The organism is Chitinophaga sp. NPDC101104 (assembly GCF_050277495.1).
Taxonomy (GTDB): Bacteria; Bacteroidota; Bacteroidia; order Chitinophagales; family Chitinophagaceae; genus Chitinophaga.
Window position 1 is genome coordinate 2,768,789 of record NZ_JBNNSF010000001.1, and the last position, 20,266, is coordinate 2,789,054.

General features: G+C 56.4%; 17 protein-coding genes. 9 read left to right on the top strand and 8 right to left on the bottom strand.

Translation table 11 applies throughout. From position 1 onward, the window contains the following. Positions 1–6: 6 nt before the first annotated feature. The 5 genes from ACQKLP_RS11090 to ACQKLP_RS11110 all read left to right on the top strand — a co-directional run bounded on the left by ACQKLP_RS11090 (position 7) and on the right by ACQKLP_RS11110 (position 5,731). The gene (locus ACQKLP_RS11090; RefSeq protein WP_427322825.1) at positions 7–1,347 is read left to right on the top strand and encodes a MutS-related protein; all 1,341 of its coding nucleotides are present in this window, start codon (positions 7–9) and stop codon (positions 1,345–1,347) included. A gap of 7 nt (positions 1,348–1,354) precedes the next feature. Next, positions 1,355–2,491, top strand: a complete 1,137-nt coding sequence (locus tag ACQKLP_RS11095) for a redoxin domain-containing protein (protein ID WP_427322826.1) — start codon at positions 1,355–1,357, stop codon at positions 2,489–2,491. Positions 2,492–2,516: 25 nt separating this feature from the next. Continuing rightward, complete coding sequence (locus ACQKLP_RS11100; protein WP_427322827.1) at positions 2,517–3,839, top strand: MutS-related protein; 1,323 nt, start codon at positions 2,517–2,519, stop codon at positions 3,837–3,839. 6 nt (positions 3,840–3,845) lie between these two features. Next, on the top strand, positions 3,846–4,796 hold the full coding sequence (locus tag ACQKLP_RS11105) for a S1 family peptidase (RefSeq protein WP_427322828.1): 951 nt from the start codon (positions 3,846–3,848) through the stop codon (positions 4,794–4,796). A 188-nt stretch (positions 4,797–4,984) separates the two neighbouring features. Continuing rightward, a complete protein-coding gene (locus tag ACQKLP_RS11110) occupies positions 4,985–5,731 on the top strand; it encodes a hypothetical protein (RefSeq protein ID WP_427322829.1) in 747 nt (248 codons plus the stop codon). Between the two features lie 13 nt (positions 5,732–5,744). Here ACQKLP_RS11110 and ACQKLP_RS11115 read toward each other — a convergent pair whose 3' ends face one another. The 4 genes from ACQKLP_RS11115 to ACQKLP_RS11130 form a co-directional block, all read right to left on the bottom strand. Beyond that, positions 5,745–7,730: a tetratricopeptide repeat-containing sensor histidine kinase gene (locus ACQKLP_RS11115; protein WP_427322830.1), complete on the bottom strand. Its 1,986-nt coding sequence runs from the start codon at positions 7,728–7,730 to the stop codon at positions 5,745–5,747. A gap of 125 nt (positions 7,731–7,855) precedes the next feature. Beyond that, positions 7,856–9,163, bottom strand: coding sequence for an OmpA family protein (locus tag ACQKLP_RS11120; RefSeq protein WP_427322831.1), 1,308 nt, complete (start codon positions 9,161–9,163; stop codon positions 7,856–7,858). Positions 9,164–9,272: 109 nt separating this feature from the next. Then, a complete protein-coding gene (locus ACQKLP_RS11125) occupies positions 9,273–10,562 on the bottom strand; it encodes a hypothetical protein (protein ID WP_427322832.1) in 1,290 nt (429 codons plus the stop codon). 99 nt (positions 10,563–10,661) lie between these two features. Then, a complete protein-coding gene (locus ACQKLP_RS11130) occupies positions 10,662–11,369 on the bottom strand; it encodes a Crp/Fnr family transcriptional regulator (protein WP_427322833.1) in 708 nt (235 codons plus the stop codon). Positions 11,370–11,491: 122 nt separating this feature from the next. Here ACQKLP_RS11130 and ACQKLP_RS11135 point away from each other — a divergent pair, with 122 nt between their 5' ends. From ACQKLP_RS11135 to ACQKLP_RS11150, 4 genes are all read left to right on the top strand, one after another. Next, complete coding sequence (locus ACQKLP_RS11135; RefSeq protein ID WP_427322834.1) at positions 11,492–12,136, top strand: class I SAM-dependent methyltransferase; 645 nt, start codon at positions 11,492–11,494, stop codon at positions 12,134–12,136. 13 nt (positions 12,137–12,149) lie between these two features. Further along, positions 12,150–12,713, top strand: a complete 564-nt coding sequence (locus ACQKLP_RS11140) for a PhnA domain-containing protein (RefSeq protein WP_427322835.1) — start codon at positions 12,150–12,152, stop codon at positions 12,711–12,713. Between the two features lie 5 nt (positions 12,714–12,718). Continuing rightward, positions 12,719–14,368 (top strand): SulP family inorganic anion transporter, encoded by a 1,650-nt coding sequence (locus ACQKLP_RS11145; protein ID WP_427322836.1) that lies wholly within the window; start codon positions 12,719–12,721, stop codon positions 14,366–14,368. Between the two features lie 112 nt (positions 14,369–14,480). Then, complete coding sequence (locus tag ACQKLP_RS11150; RefSeq protein ID WP_427322837.1) at positions 14,481–14,966, top strand: Lrp/AsnC ligand binding domain-containing protein; 486 nt, start codon at positions 14,481–14,483, stop codon at positions 14,964–14,966. 75 nt (positions 14,967–15,041) lie between these two features. Here the strand turns inward: ACQKLP_RS11150 and ACQKLP_RS11155 are convergent, their stop codons facing one another. From ACQKLP_RS11155 to ACQKLP_RS11170, 4 genes are all read right to left on the bottom strand, one after another. Next, positions 15,042–16,775 carry a hypothetical protein gene (locus ACQKLP_RS11155; RefSeq protein WP_427322838.1) on the bottom strand — a complete coding sequence of 578 codons (1,734 nt, stop codon included), beginning with the start codon at positions 16,773–16,775 and terminating at the stop codon, positions 15,042–15,044. Between the two features lie 230 nt (positions 16,776–17,005). Further along, complete coding sequence (locus tag ACQKLP_RS11160; protein WP_427322839.1) at positions 17,006–18,235, bottom strand: hypothetical protein; 1,230 nt, start codon at positions 18,233–18,235, stop codon at positions 17,006–17,008. 11 nt (positions 18,236–18,246) lie between these two features. Beyond that, positions 18,247–19,539 (bottom strand): OmpA family protein, encoded by a 1,293-nt coding sequence (locus tag ACQKLP_RS11165; protein WP_427322840.1) that lies wholly within the window; start codon positions 19,537–19,539, stop codon positions 18,247–18,249. Positions 19,540–19,620: 81 nt separating this feature from the next. Next, entirely contained in the window at positions 19,621–20,256 is a 636-nt protein-coding gene (locus ACQKLP_RS11170; RefSeq protein ID WP_427322841.1) for a response regulator, read from the bottom strand. Between the last annotated feature and the right edge of the window lie 10 nt (positions 20,257–20,266).

Genomic DNA, 20,266 nt, shown 5'->3' on the forward strand with positions numbered 1-20,266 from the left:
TTTTTCATGTTACGAACCGACGAACAAACCATCGACGACCTGGGGATTTTCGGGAAGAAAAGCGGCAGCGGGATTTACGATATCTATAACCGCTCGCATACCCGCGGCGGCGAAACGCTGCTGGAAGAAATGTTCCGCGCGCCCCTGTCCGACAAATCCGCCATCAACCGGCGGAGCAATATCATCGGGGATTTCGCCCGGCTGCGCATCGCATTTCCCTACGCTTCCTCTTTGTTCGACATGGCCGAAAAATACCTCGTCAGTGCCGATCAGCCTTCCCGCAGCAAGGCAGACCAGGTAGTGCTGGGCGAAAGGGAAATACAAAATGGCGTGGGCGCAATCATCGAACTGATCCGCCATTCGAAGGAATTCGTGGAACGGGATGAGATCAGGCAACTCCAGGCATTCGCCCAGGAACGGGCCGCTATGGCCAGCTTACTGGCAGATCCCGTTTTCGGGCCGGCACTGAAGGAACAGCCGAAAGGCAAACTGTCGTATGGCGCAGTAACTGCGTACGACGCGCTTTTTCGCGTGGGCGAACGGCGCAAGATCGGGCAGTTGCTGGAATGCATCTACCGGCTCGATGTCTACATTTCGGTTGCCGAAACGGCGGTGGAAAAAGGGTTCGTATTCCCGGAAGCCCTCGATAAAGGTACTTGCGAGCTCCGGCTGGAAGGCGTTTATCATCCCTCCCTGAAACAACCCGTAGGCAATGATATCGTGATGAACGCCGCACAAAACGTCATCTTCCTTACCGGTGCCAATATGGCCGGCAAATCCACCTTCCTCCGTTCCCTCAGCACCGCGCTCTACCTCGCCCATATGGGTTTTCCCGTAGCCGCCAAAAGCATGGCGTTCTCCGTGCTGGACGGTATTTACACCACCGTCAACCTGCCCGACAACCTGGGCATCGGTGCCAGCCACTTCTACGCGGAAGTGCTTCGCGTCAAGAAAATGGCGACGGAACTGCGGACGGGCATGTCGTTCTTCGTCCTGTTCGACGAACTTTTCCGCGGCACGAACGTCAAAGACGCGCACGAAGCCACCGTGGCGGTGACGCGCGCATTCGCCGCCAAACGCAACAGCATGTTCATGATCTCTTCGCATATCGTGGAAGCCGGCGACGAGCTCCGCAAACTGGATAACATCGGCTTCCAGTACCTGCCCACCCGCATGAACGGACATGTCCCCGAATACACCTATAAACTCGAACAGGGCGTGACGGACGACCGCCATGGCATGGTGATCATCCGCAACGAAGGTATCCTCGATATCCTGAAAAACGGCCGCCGGCAACAAGCTCCGCAGCCGGCCACGTCCGCATCCTCCACATTCAAAACCGTATAAAATGAAAATGAAACATCTTATTGCCGGCGCATTGTGCAGCCTGCCGCTCCTGGCCAGCGCACAGCATCAGTTCGAGATCAACGGCCAGGTAGGCAGCCACAGCGCTCCGGCCCGCGTGTACTGTGTCTATATGGCCGGGGAAAGGAACGTGGTGGACTCGGCCACCATTACCAACGGTGCTTTTACGTTCCGCGGCAATGTGCCAGACGTTACGATGGTCTGGCTGATGCTCGACCGCGACGGCATCGGATATGCACAACAGAATCCCTACAATTCAGATGTAACGGGCGTATATGTGTTCGACGAGAAAATGACGGTCCGCTCCGCGGATTCCATGAAGAACATCCGTCCGGAAGGTTCTCCGCTCAATGACGAAGGCCAGCGCTTTTACAAAAAGCTGGCGGCCTGGATGGAAAAATCGAACGCGGTGAACGCCGAATGGCAGATGATGCCGCCGGAAAAACAGGCGGACCCGGCCGCGAAAACCGCCTGGCAGGCCCGGCTGGAACAGGTGACGAAAGAAAATGCAGCCGAAAAAACGGCTTACGTCCGCGAGCATCCGGACAATTACTTCAGTTTGCTGGCCATTTCAGAACTGATCAACGACAAACAGCCCCCCGCCGAACTGGAATCGCTGTTCAAATCACTGTCGCCCCGCTGGCGGGAAAGCGTTAGCGGAAAAGGCATCGCGGCGGATATCCTTGCATTGCGCAATACGGCCGCCGGCAAACCTGCACCGGACTTCACGCAGCCGGATAAAAACGGCCGGTCCGTCAGCCTCGCGCAATTCAAAGGGAAATACCTGCTGGTGGATTTCTGGGCGAGCTGGTGCATGCCCTGCCGCGCCGAAAACCCGAATGTCGTAAAAGCATACAACCGCTTCCGGGACAAAGGGTTCGATGTGCTGGGCGTTTCGCTGGACGATGCCCGCTTCCGCAACGCCTGGCTGGAAGCCATCGAGACGGATAAACTGGCGTGGACGCAGGTGAGCGACCTGAAAGGCTGGCAGAACGCGGCCGCGAAGCTGTACGCCGTAAAAAGCATTCCGCAAAACTTCCTGTTGTCGCCCGACGGCACCATCCTGGCCGTGAACTTGCGCGGAGAAGCACTGGAACAGCAGCTGGAAACGCTGCTCGGTAAATAATCCCTTTTCGTATTCAACCAATCGTATGAGTTTCGGAATCGACAAACAAACCCTCGAAGAATTGAACCTGCTGGGCAAATTCCGGCAGGGATCGGTATACCACCTGTTCAATCGCGTCAAAACCCGCGGCGGGGAACAGCTGCTGGACGATATGTTCCGCTTCCCGCTGACCGATGCCAATGCCATCAACCAGCGCAGCCGTATTTTCCAGTATTTCCAGGAGGAAAAATTCGTGTTCCCGTTCGATGTGAAACAGGTGAGTTTCTTCCGCGAATACCTCGATGTGTCCGCTCCCGGAAACGCCGGAATGGTGCTGGCAGGAACGGTAGTGAAGAAATGGCTGTCGTCGCTCACGCGCGACGACCGATACAAGAAAATGGTGCAGGGCCTGCATGCCGCCATTGTCACCCTTCAGAAATGCCACGCTTTCGTATCGTCCGTCAGCCGGGCTGATGGCCCGTTCCAGGCCCGGTTGCAAGCCATGCGCGACATGCAGGCGGATAAGAGAGTGGAAGCATTGCGCAATATGGACATCTACCAGGCGTTGCCCGTGCGCACGCTGGCCCGGTACGACCATCTCCTCAAAGGCAAGCTGCAAAAGCAGATGGAAGACCTGCTCCATTTCATCTACGAGATAGACGTTTTTATTGCCGTGAGCGATGTGGCGCGCGAGAAATCCTTTTGCTACGCGCACGCGCTGCTGCCCGAAGCGAACGTATTCCGCGCCGAATCGCTGGCGCATCCTTGCATAGAAGGCGCCGTAGGCAACGGTGTTCACCTGGGTGCGGCGGCGAATGTGCTGTTCCTGACCGGTGCGAACATGGCAGGGAAGTCGACCCTCATGAAATCCATCGGGATCGGTTGTTACCTGGCGCACATGGGCTTCCCGGTGGCGGCAGCGAAACTGGAATTTTCCGTGCGCGACGGGATGTATACCTCCATCAACGTGGCAGACAATATCGGCCTGGGTTACAGCCATTTCTATGCGGAGGTGGTACGGGTGAAACATGCCGCGGAAGCTGCCGCCAGCGGGAAGCGGCTGCTCCTGATGTTCGACGAGCTTTTCAAGGGCACGAACGTGAAAGACGCATACGACGGAACGCTGGCCGTAACGGAAGGCTTCGCCGGATACACCGCCTGCCTGTTCGTGGTGTCTACGCACATCATCGAAGTAGGGGAGGCGCTGCAGCAATACGGTAATATCCGCTTCGCATTCATGCCAACGATCATGGACGGCCCCCGGCCACGGTACACCTATCAGCTCCGCGAAGGCATTACGGAAGACCGGCAGGGTATGATGATCATCCGCAACGAGGGCATTCTCGAATTATTGAATGATTCAATCTGATAATACATGCGACTATATCGTTTTTTGTTGGTTTTGATGTGCGGGAACGTTTTGCTGCAGCCTGCTTTGGCGCAAGACAGTCTTAATGGCGGGATGTACGTCGACTATCAGCAATTCTTCTCCAACCTTTCCTTTACGCCCGTTGCCGGGCGCTCTCCGGCCGCCATCCAGCAAGACCTCAAATCCAGCGCAGCGCGGCTGGTGGAAGACGTTCCGCCCGCCACGCCGCTGTCGCTGCCAGGGGCAGGGCGCAAAACGTTGTCTGCCGAGGCGATTTACGCGCGCCGCAAAAACAGCGTGCTGATGGTAGGGCGGCTGAAGAAAGCCGGCGCAGCCGCCGGGATTTCCTTCGATATCACCGGTACTGCGTTCGCCATCACGGCCGGCGGCGTTTGTGTGACCAACTATCACGTGCTGGAGCAGATCATCACTCCCCGGGAGGAGGCAGGCCGGCCAGACAGTGCATGGTTCGTCATCACCCGCGATAAACGTGTTTTCCTCATCAATAAGATCGTTTCCTGGTCGCGAAATAACGACCTGGCGATATTTACCCTCGATGCGGACGGCGCACGGTTCGATCCGCTGCCGCTAGGGAAACCTGCGGAGGAGGGAGCGAGTGTATATTGCCTGTCGCACCCGGCCGGGTATTTCTGGTACTTCAGCAAGGGCATCGTGGCCAGGAACGCCGCGGTACCGGGGCCATCGTTGGCAACGGGTTTCAATCCTGCAGGCAAGAAGCCTGTCAGAATGGAAGTGACAGCGGATTATGGCATCGGTTCCAGCGGAGGGCCGATCTTCGACCGCCGTGGCAACCTCGCAGGCATCGTTTCCACCACCACGCCTCTGGGATCGGTTATCAGGGATTCGTTGGGGAACAACCTGGGGCACCAGCAAATGGTGGTCCGCGATGCGGTACCAGTGTTTGCATTGCGGCAATTGTTGGGGCTGGCGGATTAGAAGGGCCCGGCCTGCATCCTCCGTTCCCCTCCATCTCCGTAAATCACTGAATTTCCCGATTAACGGCAAACACCGATCCCCGCTTTCCTGCATTGCCCTTTTTTTGCAGTATGAAAGCGACATCTTTGTTCATCTCGATATTTTTTTGTTGCAGCTGGATGCCGGCCATTGCCCAAAAAACGGTACGGATGGATGCTGCATCCCTCATCAGCAGTATCCCCCAACTCCCGCCAACGGTAACGGCCATGCACGAACTGTTCACCCTTAAAACCAAGTACGGCGAAGAATTCAGGGCAGGCGCCTTGCTCGATCCGCCGTTGGGGCAATGTAAGCAGCTTATCAGTACCATTCACGACGCTACAATCCGCGATATCATGAAAAAATCCCCGCGCAGGGATATGCCCGACTCCATCCAATACGAGGACGAACGCTGGAAACTCGCCCTGCGCCCCATTTTTGGCCCGGAAGTGAAAGCAAAGCTGGCCGGCCTGGACGCCGCCGCCAGGCCGGTCGTGACCCGGATCTTCGAGCTGCAGGCCGCGTTCGACTGGGTGAATTATTATACCGAAGATGAAAAGATAAAAAAGGTGTTCCGGCAGAAAGAGGCCGCCCTTTCCAGCGAAAACGCGCCAGGCGTCGCAAGGGCCAAAGTTGAGCTGGGCAAATCGCTGTACGAAAAACAACAACAGTTGTGGATGGACAGGTTCCGGAAATACACAGCCGCGCTCATAGCCCTCCAGCAATGGATGGAAAAAATCGATTACGGGGAAAAATTGAGCGCCACCGATCAAAAGCTCGCAGGGAAAATACTGGGCGACGTGCAGGCCCGGGCGCTGGAAGCGCACGAGAAACTCGTCTGGAACCTAACCTCCATTATCATGAACGGCGAGCTCACCTTCAGTGGTTTCCAGATTCTCAGTATGTACGGAGAATAGGAGAGGCCGGTTCCTACGGGGCGATGTCTTCCTGCGGCACAATATTTACCGCCGCCGCCGTGGTATCGAACTCGAGATAAATGCTGACCCCCTCGTTCGGATAAGCCTCGATTTCCATCGTGCCGTTCAGCGCCTTCGCCCGCGACGCGAGGCTTTGCAGGCCCATGCCAGCGCCGCCCGTTTCATCCTTCAGGAAACCCTTGCCATCGTCTTCTACGGTGATAGACAGCAGGTTGTCCTGGTGGTTCAGCTGAACGATGGCGTTGCCCGCGCCGGAATGCTTGATGATATTGTTGAGCAGTTCCTGGACGATCCGGTACACCGACAGCTCGAACCCGCCATCGAACCGCGTGGCCTGGCCCCAGGAATCATACCGGACCTTCAGCGTATGGCTGCTGATGTTGGCGCAATAGCGCCGCAGGGCTTCGTTGAGGCCGTACAGCATGAGGATTTCGGGCATGAGGTTGTGCGAGGTCTTGCGGACTTCGACGGTAGCGTCGTCCAGCAATTTTACGGTTTGCAGGTAATCTTCCGTTTTTTCCACCTGCTGCTGCAGGTGCACCATGCTGCTGAGGTGCATCTTGGCCGCGGCCAGCATGCCGGCGATACCGTCGTGCAGATCTTTGGCGATGCGGCTCCTTTCTTTCTCTTCACCCTTCATCAGCGCCTGCAGCATTTCGATTTCCTGTTGCTTTTGCAGGGTTTCCAGTTTGAGCGCGAATGATTTTTTCCGGTTGCGGTTGCGGATGAACAATACGGTGGCGATCAACAGGGCCACCAACAATCCCACGAGCGCGTACAGCATATTCCGGTTGCTTTTTTCAAGTGCCAGGTCTTTTTGCGCCAGTTGCAACTGTTTCTCGGACAGCGCCTTTTCCTTTTGGGACCATTGGAAGCGGGATTCGATTTCCGTGATCGTCCGGGTGTTCTGCCGGGCATAAAAGGAATCTTTGAATGCGCTGTATTGCTGGTTGTACAAATAGGCTTCCTTGTAATTGCCGGTCAGATAGTGCATTTGCGACAGCCGGTCATAGATACTGAACAGGTGGAAAAGGCTCGTATCCGCCTCTGCCTTCCGTTTCAGCGTGTTCAGCACCAGGCCTTCGTTCCTGTAATCCTTTTTCAGCTGGTAAGCATCCGCCAGTTCCAGTCCGGCGGCGATGTAATTCGCGGGATCGATTTCCGCAGAATACTGCATAGACATTTTCGCCGCAGCGATGGCGGAATCGGGCTCGTTCAGTTTGGCCCAGGCCGCCGCCAGGTGGGAATACGCCTTGATGATCAGCATGGGGTCTTCCTGCTGCGGCAGATACCGCCTGGCTTTTTTCGCCGCTTCCAGCGCGCCGGGGTAATCCTTGCACTGGTTGAGCACATAGCTCAGCCCGGTATGCGCCGTAACGATGTAATCGCTGTCATTGATGGCCGTAGCCAGTTCCACCGCTTTGCGGGAATAGGAAACGGCTTTGGCGAGCTCCCGCCTGTTAGCGAACCCCGTTCCCACGTTTTCATACAACCGGGCCAGTTTACCAGGCTCCGATTTGGTCCTTTCCAGCAATTCGACGCCTTTCAACAGGTAATGGAGGGCACTGTCGCCCTGGCCCAGGATGTCGAAATTGTAGCCCATATTGATGTAGCAGAGGATGATCCCGCGCGTCCGGTTGATCCGTTCGAAATGCACGAGCGCCATCTGCGCATAGTCGATCCCTTCGCGGTTGCGCCCTTCATGCCCGAGTAGGTATCCCAGCCTGGCGTAGCTCGATCCTATCCCGTAATCGTACCCGATGCGGGCGCTCCTTTCCAGCGTGATGTGCAATATTTCCTTCGCCTTCGGATTGTCGAAATTGATGAGGTCTACGGCATAACTCATGAGCGCATTGATGCCGGCCGTATCGTTGGCCTGCGCGATCAATTGCCGCAGGTCCTGCTTTTGACCCTGCGCGAACAGCTGGGAAAGGCTCATGAAAAATAAAACGGGAAGCGCGATGCATTTCTTAATCATATTGGGGCGGTCGATATAGAGGGCGAAAATAAAAATTATTTCCGGCTGCGCGGAATTTCTTCCATGCCAAAGGTCTTTGCAGGACGGATCCCGCAAAGACCTTGCATGCTGCCGGCAATAAAAGTTTACAGTTTGATGAATTCCACCCGCCGGTTGCTGGCTTTACCTTCTTTGGTATTGTTGCCGGCCACGGGTTTCGATTCGCCGAGCCCGTCGGTTTCCATCCGTGCCGCGGCGATGCCGTATTCGGTTTGCAATGCGGCCTGCACCGCTTTGGCGCGCCGTTTCGACAGGTCGATGTTTTGCGCGGCATCGCCGTCGCTGTCGGTATGACCGGTGATCCTGACCCTCACGGCCGCATTTTCCTGCAACACCGCGGCAATCCCCTTGAGCACACCGGCGCTTTCGGGCCTGATCCTGTCGGAATTGACGTCGAACAGGATGCCGTTGGTAACGAGCTTCCCTTCCGTGATGAGCTTGCTCCGCAGGTCTGGCGTGCCTTCCGCTACTTTGATGTTGGAAATGAACATCCCCAACTGGTCTTCCGTGTACAGCGACGATTCCAGGCTCAAGCCCACGCGGTTGAAGCTGGATTTGGGCGGAACGGCCTGCGGGATGTCGAACACTTTTTCGCCGTTTATCCAGTACCGGATACGTTCTTTCTGCACCCAAACCGAGATGTGCAGCGGTTTTCCGTCATTGTCCGAAGATATTTTCAGCTCTTTAGCCTGGTTCGAAAAATATTCCGTGCCATTCGCATAGCTTTTCAGGGAAACGCTCAGGGGTTTTCCAGCACCGGCAGCGGAGATGACGAGCGCTACTTCGTGGGTTGCGTCCTGGTTCACGACGTAGGAGCGGGGCGACTGTTCTCCCGGCGCCAGATCGAGCAGTTTCAGTTCCAGATCCGGGTACACATATCCGCCATCGTCGCCGAACTGCAATACCAGGTCGGCTTCCAGCGTGAAGTTTTCCGGGAGCTTGCCGGCAGCGGGGGAGGTGAATCGGCTGGCGGGGAAGAGGCGCATCCAGTTACCGGGGAGCTTGTCGATGGTCACGGTTTCGCCGCGGTTGTTGGTGGCCCATTTCAGGGGAAGCTCGCCGATGGCGTCTCCCGCGAAATCTTCGGTATAAACGATCCTTTCTCCGGGAATGAAATCGAACTTGCTGTAGCTTTTTAGTCCGGTATTCGGCTTGCCCGCGTCTTGCACTACGTTTTGCGGGTTTTTTTCCTTTTCGGACCGCTGTTTTTTGGCCGGCTGTTTCAACTGGCCGTCAATTTCTTCTTCGGCTTTGTCCATCGATTTATCGATAGCGCCGTCTACCCGGCGCTCGGCCCTGGCTTCGGCTTTCTGTTTGATTTTATCCAGGATGGCCGACTGGGAAAATACCGCCAGGGGCATATGCAGGAGTGCGATGAATATGGATTTTTTCATGTTGATGATGATTTATACGGCAAAGTAACCGCATTCCGCTCCGCTGGAAATCAGCAGAAAGAAGGAGACCGGGATCTGCGTGATTTACGTAGACAGATTGGCAGTTGCCTCACCAGCGGCGTTGTACCTTGAACGTTCCGTTGATGTTGCCGGTCCTGATCTGCTGGCCGTTCTCCCTTTCCAGCAGGCCAGCTTTGCCGATGAAGAACGTCCCGCTGATGTATTTCGTCCCGTTTTCCTCGGTTTCCTCGACATGGAGGAAACCGGCGCTGTCGAACGTCCGCAGGCCGTCGTCGAAAATGGAGATCCACATCCGCTTTAAACCGGGCTCATCATATTCGAAGTTCACGTCTGTCCGGTCTTCATCATCCATCGACCAGAAATGCAGGCCGTCCGATTTCATTTTATCGTTTTCCGGCCATTGGAATACGATCTGCGGCATGTCTTCGGAAGAGCGGATATTGCTCATGCTGAACCGGAAAAGCCCGTCCATTTTCACGGCCCAGCCGGGGTACGATTGCCATTCGCCGCCGTCGATGCTGATATGGATGCCTTCGGTCACGATGTTGATGGTGCTGATCAGCAAAACCTGTTTGCCGTTAACGTTCAGTTCGAGCGAGATAGTGGCGGTGGAATGGGCGGGGGCGGATGGAGGCGCGGTGTAAACGGCTTCAGACCCTTTGGTTTCCAGCTTCCCGGGGCCATGGAGCGTCCATTTCCGGATGTACTGTTTTTCGATCAATATGGGCTGGCCGGTGCCGGCGTTCGGGAGGGAGAGCGGTGCGAGCCATTCGCCCACGTCGGGGAACACATATCGGAAAGCCTTCAGGGTAACGGTTTTGCCGGCGCCAAGCGTTTTGGTCACGGGAGATAGCTCCATGGATGCGATGAGGGCCCAGTCGCTGAAATGATCGGTTTGCACGGAGATGATCCTGCGGGTGGTATCGTTCACGTTGCCTCCCGTGCAAACCCATTCGCCGCTTTCTTTCTGGAACGCGATTTCCGGTGCGAGCGCACTGCCGAGGACGTCTTTGTATTTCCAGTAATTAAACCGGACGGTGACGCTTTTTCTGAAGGTTTGTCCGTGCGGCGTCAGGCGGTAGCTTTTTCCGACCGGACTGGTGGCCGTGTGGCGCAGCGGCTGGATGCCGATCTCGGTATCGGCCGTCAGTGCGCCGGGGGGAATTTCGATTTCGAGGAGGCCGTCGCTGCTGGTGACCGTTCCTCCGCCGGATCCGACGATCTCCGTATAGTTTTCGCCGACGGGCGTGCCTTTCGGTTGTTGGGATACGACGCCCTGCTGTTGCGGAGGCTCCGTGGCATGGGGGGGCTTCCTGCAGGAAACGCTGCCGGTAAAAAGGAATAGCAGCAGGTAGGGGAAAACATTTGATTGGAACATAACAGGCTTTTTAACTGACGGCAAAACTAGGGCCGTCGGTCTTTGCCCAGCTACGCAAAAACACGGAGATCGGGAAATGGGTGGATGCCGGTAGAAAGGTTAATGGAAGTCGGCGATCCGGATCAGTTTGTTGACGTCGTGCACGATGATCTTTCTGCCCTTCGTTTCGAGGATGCCTTCTTCCTTGAGCTCGGTCAGCATCCTGACCACGCTTTCCCGTGTGGCGCCCACGAGGCTGGCGAGATCGTCGCGGCTCAGGGTGATGGTGACGGGCATGCCGGGGGAGAAGTCCACTTTGTATTTTTCGCGTAGCACGATCAGGTGGAGCGCGAGCCTTTGCCGTGCGGGTTTCTGGGCGAAGAGGCTCACGGCATTGGCCAGTACGCCGAATTCGTGGCTGAGCGTTTTCAGGAGGCGCCGGCTCAGCACGGGCGAGCGGTCGAGGATGTCGAGGAAATCTTCTTTGGGGATGAAGGCGACCCTGCTTTTTTCCAATGCGGCGGCGGAATCGGGGTACCGCTCTTCCGAAAGCACCGCATGATATCCCATCAGTTCACCGGTGTTGGCCACATAGATGATCTGCTCCCTGCCCGCCGGGTCTACCTTGAATTTCTTGATCTTTCCTTCCACGATAAAGAAAATCCCCTGGGGGAAGCCGCCTTCGCGGAATATGACTTCACCCTTGTCGTACACCTGTTCCAGCCGGTGCGCCATGAGCCCCGTCAGGTCGCTTTCGGGCAACCCGGCCAGGATCGATTCCCGCCTGAAATTCCATTTGTCTATCGGAAAAATGCCTTTTATGCTCATCGTACAGCGAATGTATCGCTTTAACGGAAAGTGATAAAATGCAATTTTTGGATTGACGGGGCGCACTGGAACCTCCGGAAATCTGCCTTATTTTTGCAGTTTGAGAAAATATCGCAGGTTTCATGATGCAGCAGGGTCAAAATAATTTACCCGGGGAGCTCAACGCCCCCGGGGACGATATCCGGACAGACACCGCACGTTTCTTCCATTCAGACGCGCATTTCAACGAACTGTACCCGCCGGAGATCGTCAGCCTCTCGCGCCGCCACTGGACGCCGCTTCCTATCGCCCGGAAAGTAGCCGCCTTCCTGGCCATCGGCAATGCGCAGGTCCTGGATATCGGCTGCGGCGTCGGGAAGTTTTGCCTCGCCGCCGGGCATATCGCCCCGAACGGGACTTTCTACGGCGTGGAACAGCGCAAGCGACTGCTGCGGCACGCCGAAAAGGCGAAAAAGGCTTTGCGGCTGGATAACGTGCATTTCATCAACGCCAACTTCACCCAGCTGAACTTCCGGGAATTCGATCATTTCTATTTTTACAACGCTTTTTACGAAAATCTCGACGGTACCGACAAAATCGATGACAGCATCGACTATTCCGCCGAACTGTTCCATTACTACAACCGGTTTTTACACCGCCAGCTCGACCAGAAGCCCGCCGGAACGCGGCTGGTAACGTTCCATAGCCTGGAAGACGAGGTGCCGCGCGATTTTCATGTGGTGGACAGTACCCATAGCAATCTTCTCAAATTCTGGATAAAATCCTGACAATCAACATTACATGAATACAACTATTACCCGCGAACTGAACGAACGTTGCAGCGGCCTTTGCGAACTGTGTAACAACGAGCCTGCCGCCAGCGCGTACGCCGTTAGCCCGAAAAACCATGATGCCATCGCCAACGAAGTGGCGCTTTGCGATACCTGCCTCGCCGCGCTCAACGATAAAGGCGCCGCGATGCACTGGCAATGCCTGGCCGGCAGCATCTGGAACGAAACGCCCAGCGTACAGGCGCTGACGTACCGTTTGCTCCACCAGTTCAGGGAAGAGGCCTGGGCCCAGGAGATCGCCGGGAGCGTGGAGCTCGACGAAGCGGTGGTCCACTGGGCGATGACCGCCTTCGAAGTGAAAGCCGTGCACCAGGACAGTAACGGCACCCCGCTGGAAAACGGCGATACCGTTGTATTGACGCAGGGCCTGAACGTGAAAGGCGCCAATTTCATGGCCCCGAAAGGCACCATCGTCCGGAAAATAAGACTGGTGGCCGATAACGCAGAACAGATAGAAGGGAAGATCAATGAACAGACGATCGTGATCCTCACCAAGTTCGTCCGCAAATCCTGACGCCCATGTTCGTACCCAAGTTGCTAACCACACTGAAAAGTTATAACCGTCAGCAATTCGGAAAGGATGTGATGGCGGGCGTGATCGTGGGCATCGTGGCATTGCCGCTGGCCATCGCGTTCGCCATCGCTTCCGGTGTTTCACCGGAAAAAGGTTTATATACCGCAATCATAGCCGGGTTCATTATTTCGGTGATGGGCGGCAGCAGGGTACAGATCGGCGGGCCCACCGGCGCGTTCATCGTGATCGTGTACGGCATCGTGCAGACGTATGGTGTAGACGGGCTGCTGGTTGCCACGTTTTTGGCGGGGATGATGCTCATCTTGATGGGACTGGCGCGCCTGGGGGCTGTCATCAAATTCATTCCATATCCGCTGATCACGGGTTTTACCAGCGGTATTGCGCTCGTGATATTCGCTTCGCAGGTGAAAGATTTCCTGGGGCTGGACATGGGCGCCGTTCCGGCGGATTTCGTCGGCAAATGGGAAAGCTATTTCCAGCATATCCGTTCCGTTAATTTTTACGCCCTCGCTATCGGGGTTTTTACCATATTGACGATCCGGCTGGCGCCGAAAATCACCAAAGTCGTTCCGGGTTCGCTCATCGCGCTGCTGGTGGCAACCGTGGCCGTCAGCTGGCTGCAATTGCCCGTGGAAACGATCGGCAGCCGGTTCGGCGCCATCCCGGCCGCGTTCCCTTCGCTGTCGGTCCCCCATATTGACTATTCCATCATCCGGAATATGGTCCAGCCCGCATTTACCATTGCGCTGCTCGGTGGTATTGAATCGCTGCTGTCTGCCGTGGTGGCCGACGGCATGATCGGCGGAAAGCACAAATCGAATATGGAACTGGTGGCACAGGGCACGGCGAACGTATTTTCCTCTTTCTTTGGAGGCATTCCCGCCACGGGCGCCATCGCGCGGACGGCCACCAACGTACGGAACGGCGGGAGAACGCCTGTTGCGGGGATCGTGCATGCTATTACTTTACTGGCGATCATGCTGTTCGCCGGAAAATGGGCCACGCTCATTCCCATGCCCGCGCTGGCGGGTATTTTGATCGTTGTCGCCTACAACATGAGCGAATGGGAAAGTTTCGCGTCGGTGATGAAAGGGCCGACGGGCGACCGGGTCATTTTGCTGGTCACTTTTTTGCTCACGGTGCTGGTAGACCTTACCGTTGCCATCGAGATCGGGATGGTGCTGGCGGCTTTTCTTTTTATGCGGCATATGATCAGCAGCAGTAAAGTCAGCCGTCAGGAGGCAGGCAGCGCCGATGCCCCGCCTTTGCCACCGGGCACCGAGGTTTTCGAGATCACCGGCCCCCTGTTTTTCGGTGCCGTGCACAAATTCCGGGATGCCATGCAGTTCTCGCGACAGCGGCCACACGTCCTGATCATCCGGATGCGGGAAGTTCCCCTCATAGACGCTACCGGCATCAAAGCGATCCGGGAGATCCACCGCGAGCTGGCGCAACATCAAACCAAACTGGTCCTGTCCGAAATCGTAAGCAGCCAGGTCATGCAGGAGCTGAGGTCCGCCAGACTGCTGTTTGCCATTGGCAAAGCGAACGTCACCACCACATTCCCGGCAGCCGTCGAAAGAAGCCGCGCGCTCATGGAAGAACGTGTCGCCGAAACCCGGCAGGGATCCTGAAAGGCAGGCCAAATCCCCCGCCAGTCTTAACATACGGTACATTTTACACTAACTGAATCTTTTGGTTATGTGCGGCAAATGATCTTATTTACGCCCTATAGCTCCATTCACAATGCCAACCAAACCTACACACCGGCTCGAGCTGGATGACCTCGATCTCAATATCATTTCCGCGCTGTCTACGGATGCGGAGACTTCCCACAAGGAACTCGCGAAGCGGTACAACGTATCGCCCGGCACGATCCACTTCCGCGTGTTGCGGATGAAGGACAACGGCATTCTCGGCGAATCCAAAATGAAAGTGAACCTGCAAAGCATCGGCCTGAAAGTCACCGCTTTCGTGGGCATTTACCTGCAGAACGGGTCCAAACATGATTTTGTAGTGGCGAAACTGCAACGGATCCGTGAAGTGGTGCGGGTGCATACCCTCACCGGACAGTTCAGCCTGCTGGCGGAAGTGGTGTGTACGGACAGGGAACACCTGCGGTCGGTACTGTACGACCAGGTCATGCAGATTTCCGGCGTAGACCGGACGGAATCGATGATCTCGTTGCAGGAGGAGTTCACCAAAGATATTCATGTACCGTATTTTGCATAAAACCATTTACCGGTAAACAGCAACAGGAAGCATGTTCGAATGCTTCCTGTTTTTTTATGCAAATCGCTGTAGATATCAATCCACGATCGTAGACGAAGATGTGATCTTCACATCCGCATATTGCCAGGCTTCGTCGAACGCAGCTTTGGCTTTTTGTGCTTCGGCGGTCTTGTTTTGTTTGGCAAGCGCATCTTGCAGCCCGATAAGCGCCCAGCCGTTTTTCCGCCAGGTTTTCAGATCGTCGAGGTACACACGTTCCGCTTCTTTGAATTTCCCCGCTTTGAGCAATACGGCGCCCAGGTGGTGGCGGACAGAGAAGAACCAGTCTGGCGGCTCGTTGTAATTGAGACGGTCTTCCATCGCGATGGCTTCCTGCAGGAGCGTGGCCGCCTGGTCTGGATTGCCCTGTTGAAGGGTCACGCCGGCCCTGAGCACCTTCGATGCGATATGCGCGAGGTCAGCCGTGGTGTTGATGTTCCAGATGGTGATGTCTTTGAGGGCCGTGTCGGCGGCCAGCAGTTGCAGGCTGTCCATCTCAATGCCGGCGCTTTTCAGGTCGTGTTTGCCGAGGTAGGCCATTCCTTTGGCATAATGCCAGACGGCGCGGGGATATACGAGATCGGCAGGAGGAGCGGGGAGCGCGAGGATCGTGTCCCACATCGACAACTTTACCGCCACGTACATGGGAATGGTGTAATAATGCTGTAAGGTGCCCCATCCCGGCATGCGCATGATGGCTTCCGACGTGTGCGCGTGCAGTTTTTGCGCCGCATCCCAGGCCCATTTCGAATTGCCTTCCAGCGTGGCGGTGGCTGCGAGGAAGTGATAATTGTGGGGATAGTACGCCAGCGGATAGGCGCCCTGGGCATTGCAGGCCGTTGCATAGGTACTGTCTGCCGTCACGGCGTGGATGTTGGATAGCGATCCCAAATGGTAATCGCCGGTGTTGATGTAGATATGCGACGGCATATGCAACAGGTGCCCCGCTCCCGGTACGAGCGTATCCAGCAAGCCGGCGCTGGCCATGGCCACTTCGGGCCGGGCGGACGTTTCCACGGCATGGATGTAAAAGTGATGTGCGCCGGCATGTTGCGGATGTTGCCGGATCAGTTGTTCCAGTAATTTGACGATCGCCGGCGTCCACGCGCGGGGGACTTTCGTGATTTTATCGTACAGGTCCCAGGGATGGAGGTTCATCATGGATTCCGCGTACATCGTGCCCACGTCGGGGTTAGACGGGAATTGGGCGTAAACTTTCTTCATGGCGGCGGAATAGGCGATGTCCAGCGGCTTGCGGTCTTCCGGCGGCTCCTTCGCGTAACGGGCGCGCATCGCGCCGATGAGCGCCTTTTCCACCGGAGAGCTGTTCCCCGACAGTGATTGCGCTTTGGCGGCCGCTTCGTACGCCCGCTGGAAATTATCTTCCTCCATGCCGGCATTGTAATTCGGCCCCAGCACATAGGCGAAGCCCCAATATGCCATGGCACAGTTGGAATCCAGGCGGGTGGCTTCGTGGAAGGAGCGCGCGGCTTCGGCATGATTGAACCCGTACGCCAGCATGAGGCCCTGGTTGAAATAGCGTTGCGCTTCGGGATTGGCGGTGGTTATTTTGAAATCGATCCCGCCGAGGCCTTCCAGCAGGGGCGCTTTTTTGCCGGAAGCGTACCAATCCTTATCGTGCGTGGGCGGAACGGCGCAACCGACAGACGGGGCGGCCTTGCCGGTAGAATCCGTCTCCTTCGGCTTCGGGGAATGGTTGCAGGCGGAAAAAATACACGTCGATAACAGTGCAAAGCAGATTTGTCTCATAAGAAAATACAGTTTGAGAACATGAAGGATGTTATTTGGAGTTGACATAAATGCGTACTTAAGTACAAGCGCATGCCGTGCTGTTGGTTGATACGATCACTAAGCGCCCGGTGGGGTGTCCGGACGGAAAACCAGGTCCGATGCACCTAATTTACGCATTATCTGCTTTTCTTGTGGAGGGTAGGGTGTATTTTTTCCAAAGAATTGGCAATGTATGGTTTAGTGAAGGGTTATGGACAGCCGCGGGGTTTGTTGCGCATGTACAGTTTGCTTTTTTCGGCGAAGGCCATGCCGGGTTGATTGGCGTGCCTGGCGTCGAGGGCGCGCAGTTCGCCTTCGATGCGCATGAGTGCGCTGAGCTGATTGTTCAGGCAACCGATCCGTTCCCGGCTGCGGGTGCTCGTGCTGTTCTCCGCTTTGCATATCTCGAGCTTGGCGTTGAGGATGTCTTCCTGCACCACGGCCAGCGGGTCCATCATACTGGCCATGCTCCGCTGTGCATTGCTGTTTTGCTGGTAGACGTTGCCTTCCCGCGCCTGGGCCAGCGCCGCTTCGCGCTTGCGCGCCTGTTCTTTCTTGAAATCGATCAGCAAAGACCTTTCTCCTGCACATGGGCCGCCGCCCGTGTTGGCCCGGTCGAGTTTTTCCTTTTCCTTTTCGATATTGAGATTTGCCTGGCGGCTGTACTCCGCTTCGCGGGGCACGAACGCTTCCGTGTGCAGGCAGGCATTGGCCGGCGCGATGTTCGTGACGCGGCAGCTATATCCTTCCGACCTGAATTCGGTGACGATGTAAAGCCCTTCGTCGGTTTTGAGGTACCCCACGCCCATGTTCCCCAGGAACTTGCGCGGGTGCAGCTTTTCGGGATAGCGGTCGCCATACACGTACCACGTCATCCCCGGATGTTCCGAAAACCGGTAGGCCACAGCCGTCATCCTGCCGTCGCAATACGTGGCGGTAACGCCTTTCCGCTGCAGGTCTGCCGACCCGTCGAACATGGCGGCGGACTGCAGATAAGGGTTCTGGTCGGAAAAACCCGTCGTCACCCATCTTTCGATCGTATTGTTTTTCCCTTTATTGGTATGGTAACGGTACACATTGCCGGTCATGTTCATCACGTCGAACGAAAAATCGGCCAGCTCCGGGAAGAGCATATTGATCAGCCCGTCTTCCCGCGCCGGCAGCAGTCCGATCACACCGGTAGAATTATTTACGAACATGCACTGTTCTGCCATTTTGCCCGGCATCGTGATCTTGAGGTCGAATTCCATATTAAAGCACAGCGACGGCTCATGCGGAACGATGGTCCGCGGCGATGTGGCGCCCGTCAGCACCGGCGCGCGCCTCACAGCAGTACGCCACGCGATGATGGATGCGGTATCTCTCCGGTCGGCGGGCTGGCCGCACACTTCGATGATGGCGGCAAGGAGCAGCCATAGGATAAAGAGGGTCGTTTTCACGGGTAGGGGTTTTACAATTTCACGAATTCCACGCGGCGGTTACGGGCTTTCCCGTCTGCGGTGGTATTGCTGGCCACGGGCTGCGATTCGCCCTTTCCATCGGTCTGTATCCGCGAACCTGCCACGGCGTAATTCTCCGTGATGTAGGTCTTCACGGCCGCGGCACGGCGCTGCGACAAGCTGATGTTACTGGCATCGTCGCCATTGCTGTCGGTATGCCCGATGATCCTGATCCGCAATGCCGGCGTTTTCTGCAAAGCATCGCCAAACTGGTCGATAATGGGGAAGGATTCGGGTTTGAGGTGATCGCTGTTGACGTCGAACAGGATATCGCTGGTAACGGCTTTGCCTTCGCTCATGAGCTGTTTCACCAGCAGGCTGCGTGCGTCCGTGTCTCCGGAAGCGATGCGGAGGTTGCCGACGTACATGCCCGTTTCGGATGCGGGAATGATGGCATTGTTGTTCAGGAAGAAAGTGTTGCGCATCCCATCCGTCAGCGCCCGCGGCAGGTCGATCACCTTGTTGCCGTCGAGGTACAGCCGGATGCGGGATTTGTTCACCGCAATGGCCACCGGCAGCACTTTATTGACGTACGAAGTAAGCGGGAAGTTGCTTTTGTTGCCGATGATATCGTTGCCCAGTCCATATTCCAGCGTTTTCCCATCTTCTTCCGTATAGCGGTGCAGGTTGATGAAGAAACGGTCTTTGTAGAACATGTCTTCCTTCAGGATATCTTTCACCTGGCTGAGGCCGAATTGAATGAAAGGCGTACTGCGCCCGCTTTCCGACCGGAGGAAAAGATCGAATTCGATGGTACAGTTTTCAGGAAGCGGCCCTTTCACCACCGGCACCACGATGCAGTTATGCACCACATCCAGCCAGCGGCTGCCCTGCCCCGAAAGGGTGACTACCTTGCCGCTGCCGTTGGTGTTCCACTGTGCGGGAAAATCGCCCAAACCGTCTTTGTCGAAATGATCTTCGAACAACACCTTCGCCCCCGGCACGAAATCGCTGCCGCCGCTGGAAGTAACCGTTCCGGAAGCAGCGCCTTTGCCGGTTCCCGGGTTATCCTGGCCGGACGATGGCGCCGGTTGGGCCTTGCGCTTGTCTTTCTTTTTGAATATGCTGCCGATGGCGCGACCGGCGTTGTCAAAGGCGGAATCGAGCCCGCGGTCGATGGAAGCATCTACCCGGCTGTTGGCTTTGTCTTTGGCCCGCTGCTCCACCCGTTTCTGGACGGGCGCCTGCGCCAGGGCGGCAATGGTGCAGATGCACAAAATGGGGAGGAATACGATGCGTTTCATGGTTGTGGGTTTTAATCCAAACCTACTGGGAACGCGGTAGGGGAACAACTACATATCCATGTCGCGGGAAGGGAGAAGGGGTCAGACGAGTTTGTCGCGGATGGCCCGGGAAACCGCGCCTGCAGCGGAATGTACGTGGAGCTTGTCGTATATTTTCTTGATATGGAAACGGACGGTATCGATGGTGACGCCCAGTTCGGTCGCCATCATTTTATAGCTGTAGCCTTTGACGAGCAGCTGGAGGATGGCGGTTTCCTTATTGGTGAGGTTGCTGGTTTCCTGTTCGGGGGCCGCGGCTTTCGGCACCATGGCCAGCACTTTCTTCGCCACAGACCCCGTCATGGGCGCGCCTCCGGCCAGCACGGTGCGCACGGCGCCGGGGAGCTCTTCGGTAACGTGCTGCTTCAGCAAATACCCGGAAGCCCCGGCACAGATGGCGTTGAAAATGTTGTCGGTATCGTCGAAGATCGTGAGCATGATCACCGGCAACTGCGGACTAACCTGCCTGATCCGCCTCACGGCCGCCACACCGTCTACCACGGGCATGTCGATATCCATCAATACTACGTCGGGCCGCATTTGTTCCAGGTCTGTTTCCACTGTTTCCGCGTTGGGCATGGCGGCGGCCATTTCGAGATCGTCTTCCGACTCGATCAGTGCGCCGATGCTCGTGCGGAGCGCCTCATTGTCATCATAAACCAAAACCTTTATCGCCATGGGCTAAAAG